Origin of the sequence: Pseudomonas sp. ME-P-057 (assembly GCF_030208975.1) — a bacterium.
GTDB lineage: Bacteria > Pseudomonadota > Gammaproteobacteria > Pseudomonadales > Pseudomonadaceae > Aquipseudomonas > Aquipseudomonas lutea.
Map to the genome: position 1 here is coordinate 36,465 of NZ_JARVSX010000052.1, position 7,099 is coordinate 43,563.

6 protein-coding genes are annotated in these 7,099 nt (G+C 63.0%); 4 read left to right on the forward strand and 2 right to left on the reverse strand.

Annotated elements, in window-relative coordinates; all coding sequences use genetic code 11:
• Positions 1 to 5 precede the first annotated feature (5 nt).
• Positions 6 to 1,400 (reverse strand): DHA2 family efflux MFS transporter permease subunit, encoded by a 1,395-nt coding sequence (locus QRN48_RS24490; protein WP_285353934.1) that lies wholly within the window; start codon positions 1,398 to 1,400, stop codon positions 6 to 8.
• A gap of 192 nt (positions 1,401 to 1,592) precedes the next feature.
• Positions 1,593 to 2,480: a DMT family transporter gene (locus QRN48_RS24495; RefSeq protein WP_285353936.1), complete on the reverse strand. Its 888-nt coding sequence runs from the start codon at positions 2,478 to 2,480 to the stop codon at positions 1,593 to 1,595.
• 219 nt (positions 2,481 to 2,699) lie between these two features.
• Between QRN48_RS24495 and QRN48_RS24500 the strand changes: the two genes are divergently transcribed.
• From QRN48_RS24500 to QRN48_RS24515, 4 genes are all read left to right on the forward strand, one after another.
• The gene (locus QRN48_RS24500; protein ID WP_191943943.1) at positions 2,700 to 3,611 is read left to right on the forward strand and encodes a LysR family transcriptional regulator; all 912 of its coding nucleotides are present in this window, start codon (positions 2,700 to 2,702) and stop codon (positions 3,609 to 3,611) included.
• Between the two features lie 70 nt (positions 3,612 to 3,681).
• Positions 3,682 to 4,590 (forward strand): LysR family transcriptional regulator, encoded by a 909-nt coding sequence (locus tag QRN48_RS24505; protein WP_285353938.1) that lies wholly within the window; start codon positions 3,682 to 3,684, stop codon positions 4,588 to 4,590.
• Positions 4,591 to 4,721: 131 nt separating this feature from the next.
• The gene (locus QRN48_RS24510; protein ID WP_191943941.1) at positions 4,722 to 5,000 is read left to right on the forward strand and encodes a DUF2790 domain-containing protein; all 279 of its coding nucleotides are present in this window, start codon (positions 4,722 to 4,724) and stop codon (positions 4,998 to 5,000) included.
• Between the two features lie 133 nt (positions 5,001 to 5,133).
• Positions 5,134 to 5,898: a 2-keto-4-pentenoate hydratase gene (locus tag QRN48_RS24515; protein WP_191943940.1), complete on the forward strand. Its 765-nt coding sequence runs from the start codon at positions 5,134 to 5,136 to the stop codon at positions 5,896 to 5,898.
• The last annotated feature ends 1,201 nt before the right edge of the window (positions 5,899 to 7,099 follow it).

Sequence of the window (7,099 nt, forward strand, 5' to 3'; positions counted from 1 at the left end):
GCCTGTCAGGTCTTGGGTTGCAGCAGCGCCTCACCCGCCCGCGCCGACACACGGCGGTTGTCCAGCAACGCCAACGCCGCAATCAGCGCCACGCCGAGGAACGTCAGCTGGAAATCGGCGGTCATGGCGTGCCCGTCATTGCCATGCACGTACATCGCACCGCGCAGCAATAACGCGGCGATCGCCACGCCCAGGCCCATGCTCAGCTGGAAACACATGCTGAACATCGTCGACGCATCGCTCATCTGTGGCTTGGGCACATCGGCGAACCCCAGGGTGTTGAAGGCGGTGAACTGCATCGAGCGCGACAGCCCGCCGATGAACAGGATCAGCAGAATGAGCGGCCAGCTCATGCCCGGCCCGAGCAACGCGCAGGCGGCGATGGCCGCCACGCCGATACACCCGTTGACCAGCAGCACATGGCGAAAACCCCAGCGCTGCATGATGACGCTGGTGAAGGGTTTCATCGCCAGATTGCCGGCAAATACGCCCAGCACCAGCAAGCCGGCGTCAAACGCGGACAGGCCGAAGCCCAACTGGAACATCAGCGGCAGCAGGAACGGCAAGGTGCTGATGGCAATGCGAAACACCGAGCCACCCAGCAGGCTGACGCTGAACGTGCGGATGTGCACCACCGCCACGTTCATCAGCGGATGCGGGTGAGCGCGCATGTGCCGCCAGGCCAGGGCGCCGCTGACAATGCCAAGTGCTACAACGGCAAGACCCGGCCATTGGCTGCCGTGGCCCTGCCCAAGCCGCTCCATGCCGAAGAGCAGCGCGGTGCAGGCGATGCCCAGCAACAAAAATCCCTTGAGGTCGAACGCCCGTGCGCGGGTCTCGTTGTGCCTGGGGATGAGGATCAGCGTGGCGATCAAGGCCAGCACGCCGAGGGGCAAATTGAGGTAGAAGATCCATGGCCAGGAGGCATGGGTGACGATGAACCCGCCCAGTGGCGGCCCGAGTATCGGCGCCACCAGCCCCGGCCAGGTGATCAGCGAAATGGCCCGGACCAGGTCCTTTTTCTCCGTCGCGCGCATCACCGCAAGCCGCCCCACCGGCACCATCATCGCGCCGCTCATGCCTTGCAGCACCCGGGCAGCGACGAAGGCTTCGAGGCTGCTGCTAAGACCGCACAACATCGAGGACGCGGTGAACAGCACGATCGCTGCGCCGAAGACACGTCGCGACCCGAAACGATCGGCCAGCCAGCCGCTGAGTGGAATGAACGCGGCAATCGCCAGCATGTAAGCGCTCATGCCGATGTTCAGATCCACCGCCGCCACACCGAATGTCCTGGCCATCTCCGGCATCGCCGTGGCGATCACCGTGGCGTCGAGGTTCTCCATGAAAAAGGTGACGGCCACCAGCAGGGCGATCAGCGTGGACTGGCGTTGCGACATCGTTCGGCCTCAGGCAAAAAGAGCGTGTGGGTCGGGTGTGACTGTGAAGATGCGCGTGGACGCGGAAAACGACGCATGAAGCTCGCCGGACTCAGGCGTTGAAAAAAACGACTTCAGCGCGGCGCGATTGCAGGCGCGTTGACCCGCGAACAACACGTCGTGATACCGCACCAACCGTGAAGCCATTCGGCATCAACCGCCCTTCTTTCGTTGTTGCCAGGCAGCCGCCAGGCCGCTGAGGCAGATGATTGCGATGCCGGCCTGCGCCGTCAGTGACGGCGCGTGGTTGAACACGATATAGCCCCATACCCCGGCAAAGACGATCTGGCAGTAGCCGAATGGTGCCAGCATCGCCGGCGCTGCAAAGCGGAACGCCTGGGTGAGCATCAAGTGCGCGACCATTCCGCAGCTGCCAAGGGCCAGCATGAACGGAATGTGCTTCCATTCCGGCGACTGCCAAAAGAACGGCACGACCGCGCTCATCAACAGGCTATTGAACAGGCCGGCAAAAAAGTTGCTGGTGGTCGGGCTGTCGTGGGCCGCGACCAGACGGGTCAGCAGCTGGTAGCAGGCAAAGCACAAGGCCGAGCCCAGCGGCAGCAACACCGCCGGCCTGAACAGTTCGCCGCCAGGATGAACGATGACCAGCACGCCGCTGAAGCCCACCAGCACAGCGATCCATTGACCACGGCTGACCTTCTCCCTGAGCAACGGCACCGATAAGGCCGTCACCAGTAACGGCGCGAGGAAGTTGACCGCCGTGGCTTCGGCGATGGGGATGAACATCAGGCCGCTGGTGAACAGCAAACTGGTGCCCAGCAGGCACACCGCCCGCAGCGCCTGCAGCCCGGGGCGCTTGGTGCGCAGCACGCGCAGCCCGGAGGACGGCATGAAAATGCACGCCATCAGCCCGGTGTGCACCACGTAACGGACCCAGACCACCATCATGATCGGGTAAATGCCGGAAAGGTATTTGGACAGGGTGTCGTGGCTGGAAAACAGAAAGGTCGCAAACAGGATCAGTGCGATGCCCTTCAATGGCTGGTTGACGCCGGAGAGCGGCGTGCTGGTGGTGCTCATCAGCGTTCCTTTGGCCTTGCGTGAATGCGGGTGTCCATTGCCGTGCCGAATGCCGGCCAGCCGTACGAGAAGTCCAGCGTCAGCAAGAATATAGAAGCCGTGCACGGATCACCAAGCAAACATGACCGCACGGTCGTTTTTCCGGCTGGCTGGAACAGCCCTTTCCGCTCGCCCGGATTTCCCTCAGACTGCCGTTCTTGTCGGCTCGAAGGACGCTCAGTGGACCGCATCCAGGAAATGACCCTCTTCGCCGCTGTCGCCGAAGGCCCCAGCTTCGCGGCGGTGTCGCGCAATCTGAACGTGTCCACGGCCACCGTGACCCGCGCCGTCGCGCAGCTTGAAGCGCGGCTCGGCACATTGCTCATTGTGCGCACCACCCGGCAGTTGCGGCTGACCGAATCCGGCCAGCGCTTTGCCGAAGACTGCCGGCGCCTGCTGGCCGACCTGCACGAGGCCGAAAGCGCAGCCGCCGGCATCCACGCCACGCCGCGCGGGTTGCTGACCATCACCGCGCCGCAGGTGTTCGGTGACCTGCATGTCACCCCGGTCATGACCGATTACCTGAGCCACCATCCCCAAGTGCAGATTCGCGGCCTGTTGATGGACCGCGTGGCGGGTCAGCTGGAAGAAGGCATTGACGTGTCGGTGCGCATCGGCGAACTGGCCGACTCTTCCATGACCGCCATTCAGGTTGGCGTTGTCCGCCGCATGGTCTGCGCCTCCCCTGACTATCTGGCGACCCACGGTACGCCCTTGCACCCGCAGGAGCTGGTCGAGCGGGAAACCGTCTCCGTCTTGATCGGCGGGCGCAGCCCCGCATGGACGTTCCGGATCGATGGCCAGCATCAGGAGCTGAAGGTGCAATCACGGCTGTCGTTGACCTCGTTTACGGCCTCGATTCATGCCGCTCTTGATGGTTGGGGTCTGACCCAGGTGCCGTCGTATCAGATCCGTCAGCACCTGCAGGCGGGCACACTGCGTGCGGTGCTCGAAACCTTCGAGGTCACGCCCTTGCCGGTTTACGTGGTCTACGTCGAGGGCCGCCGGGGTTCGTCCAAGGTGCGCTCCTTTGTCGACTTCTGCGTCCAGCGTTTACGCGAAGATCTGAACTACAACGCCGGACCACGCTGACCCGCCGCGCGCCCGGCTGCGACTGTCGGCAGCATTGCGCATTGCACTCACCGCACAGGAACACAGACTCATGGACAAGCTGCTGGCGCTGAAGATGTTCGTGGAAACGGTCGATGTGAAAGGCTTTTCCGCAGCCGCTCGACAGCTAGGCGTCGCCACCTCCAGCGTCACGCGCATGATCGATGCCCTGGAAGCCGAACTGGGCACGGTGCTGCTCAATCGCTCGACGCGGCAGGTCACGATCTCCGATGCGGGGGCGGCGTATTACCTGCGCGCGCGCAAGATTCTGGATGATCTGGCAGAAGCCGACGCCACCGTGATGGACAGCCAGGACGAGCCTTCCGGGCCGCTGCGGGTGTCAGTGCCGACCGCATTCGGGCGCCGGGTCATCGCGCCACACCTGGCGCGCTTCATGGCACGTCATCCGCGCCTGGAGCTGGACATCACGCTGACTGACACGGTCGTCGATCTGTTTGCCGATCGCGTCGATGTGTCGATCCGTCTGGGAACGCCTGCGGCCATGGATGGCGTGGTCTGTCGACCGGTCGGCCAGTTCCGCCGACGGGTCGTGGCCAGCGCGCACTACCTCGCCGACCACGGCCAGCCGCAGATACCGCAAGACCTTGCCGGTCACGATTGCCTGCGTTTCAACTTTGGCAATCCGCAGCAGGCGTGGACGTTCATTGCTGACAGTGGCGAGGTTCGCGTGCCGGTGCGCGGGCGCTTCAAGAGCAACAACGCCGAGGTGCTGCGCGAACTGGTGCTGGCCGGCTCGGGTGTCGCGCTGCTGCCGGACTGGCTGGTGGGCCAGGACATTGAAAGCGGCCAGTTGCTGGAGCTGTTCGCTCACCAGCCGGCGCATCCCGATAATGCCAAGGGTCACGTGTCCGCGCTGTTTCTGCCGAACCATCGCCGGTCACGGCGGGTGAATGCATTCATTGCGCTCATCCACGAGATTCTCGGGCCTCTGCCGGGCTGAAGATCATCAGCTGCACTGATGGGCGCTATCGACACGCACCATTTTTCGCCACACGTGCGGCTGCCTAAGATGGCTCCATCAGCGAGCCACTCCCCTGCGCTCGCCTTCCACGGACCTGCGAGTAGCCCCCCATGAAACTTCCCCTGTTTGTCGCGCTTTCCCTCACCAGCCTGTTTGCCTTTGCCGGCGAGCCGGGCTCACCCCAGAGCTCGACTGCAACGTCGGCGCAAACGGCCCAGTATGATTACAGCGAAGACCTGGACATTGCCAAGGTGGTGCGTATCACCAGTGCCAATAACGCCGCCAACCCTTGCGCCCCGGTCAAGGCACAGATGGAATACATCGACAGCAAAGGCGTGGCCCACAAACTGGAGTACACACGTCTGGGTGACGCGTGCGAGCACAGCTAACGCCCTTTTGTGCTTGCGCTGGGATGTGATGCCGCAAATCGGGTTAGAGTAGTCACGCTGGCTCCGAAAGGCCCTCGCCGTTACGGCGACCGGCCCGGAGCGCTTTCCATCAATGGCCTGAAGGAAGACCCGCGTGAATCCATCGTCTCACCCAGCGAACATTGCCCAGTTGATTGTCGATGCCATGCATCGCGGTCAGAAAATCACCGAAATCCCCGCTGACAGCGTGCCTGTCGATGCCGCCAGCGCCTACGCGTTGCAACGGGAAATCCTTCGATTGCGCGAGACCTCGGTCGGCGGCTGGAAGGTCGGCTCCAAGTCGCCCACCGGGCCAATCAACGGTGCGCTGTTGCCGGACGACGGTATTTTTGCCAGCGGCAGTCAGGTCGAATGCGTCGATTACCCTTCGCCCATCCTTGAGCTGGAAATCGCCTTCCGCCTCAGCCGCGCATTCACCCCACGCGAACAGCCCTATTCGGATGATGAGGTGCTGGGCAGCATCGCCTCGATGGGCGCGACCATTGAAGTGGTGTCGAGCCGCTTTGCCGCCTGGCCGAAAATCGAACCGCTGCTGGCGTTGGGCGATCTGCTCAACCACGGCGCGTTGATCATTGGCGAGTTCGTTGACTACGACCCGCACTTCCCCTTCGTCGAGCCTGCCCTGACCTTCACCTTCGCGGATGAAGACATCGTGCCCGGCGACGGCGCCAATCCTGCTGGTGATCCACGGCGCCTGCTGCCGTGGCTGGTCAACCACCACACCCAGAACGGCTTGACCGTGACGCCGGAGATGGTGATCACCACCGGGTCGTATACCGGCATGTACAAAACCTCCGGGCCAGGCCTGGCCGTAGGCGAGATCCGTGGTCTGCCGCCGGTGGTTGTCGAGCTGATCTAACCGGCTCCGCCTTCGGGTATCTATTCACCGATCGGTAGGAGCCGGCTTGCTGGCGAAAGCGTCGGCTCAGTCGATATCAACGTCTTTGAGCCACCGCTATCGCGAGCAAGCTCACTCCTACAGTTTTTGCGTCGGCCCCAACATGCCCGCCGACAGGATATGCGCCGACCTGTAGGAGCCGGCTTGCTGGCGAAGGCGTCGGCGCGGTCGATATCAACGTCGCTGAGCCACTGCCATCGCGAGCAAGCTCACTCCTACAGTTTTTGCGTCGGCCTCAACGCGCATGTCGACAGGATATGCACCGACCTGTAGGAACCGGCTTGCTGGCGAAGGCGTCGGGGCCGTCGATATCATAGTCGCTGACCCACCGCCATCGCGAGCAAGCTCACTCCCGCAGTTTTTGCGTCGGCCTCTACATGCCCGTCAGCACACCGACCTGTAGAAGCCGGCTTGCTGGCGAAGGCGTCGGCGCGGTCGATATCAACGTCACTGAGCCACCGCGATCGCGAGCAAGCTCACTCCTACAGTTTTTGCGTCGGCCTCAACGCGCATGTCGACAGGATATGCACCGACCTGAAGGAGCCGGCTTGCTGGCGAAGGCGTCGGCTCAGTCGATATCATCGTCGCTGACCCACCGCCATCGCGAGCAAGCTCACTCCTACAGTTTTTGCGTCGGCCTCAACGCGCATGTCGACAGGATATGCACCGACCTGTAGGAACCGGCTTGCTGGCGAAGGCGTCGAGTCAGTCGATATCATCGTCGCTGAGCCACCGCGATCGCGAGCAAGCTCACTCCTACAGTTTTTGCGTCGGCCTCAACGCGCCTGTCGACAGGATATGCACTGATCTGTAGGAGCCGGCTTGCTGGCGAAGGCGTCGGGGCCGTCGATATCATCGTCGCTGACCCACCGCCATCGCGAGCAAGCTCACTCCCGCAGTTTTTGCGTCGGCCTCTACATGCCCGTCGGCACACCGACCTGTAGAAGCCGGCTTGCTGGCGAAAGCGTCGGCTCAGTCGATATCAACGTCGCTGAGCCACCGCTATCGCGAGCAAGCTCACTCCTACAGTTTTCGCGTCGGCCTCAACATGCCCACCGACACACCGACCTGTAGGAGCCGGCTTGCCGGTGAATCGCAGTCTCAACGTGTAGGAGATCCCCCGTCGTCCAGACGCCGCGCTGTCGCGCAGCAAACGGGGGTG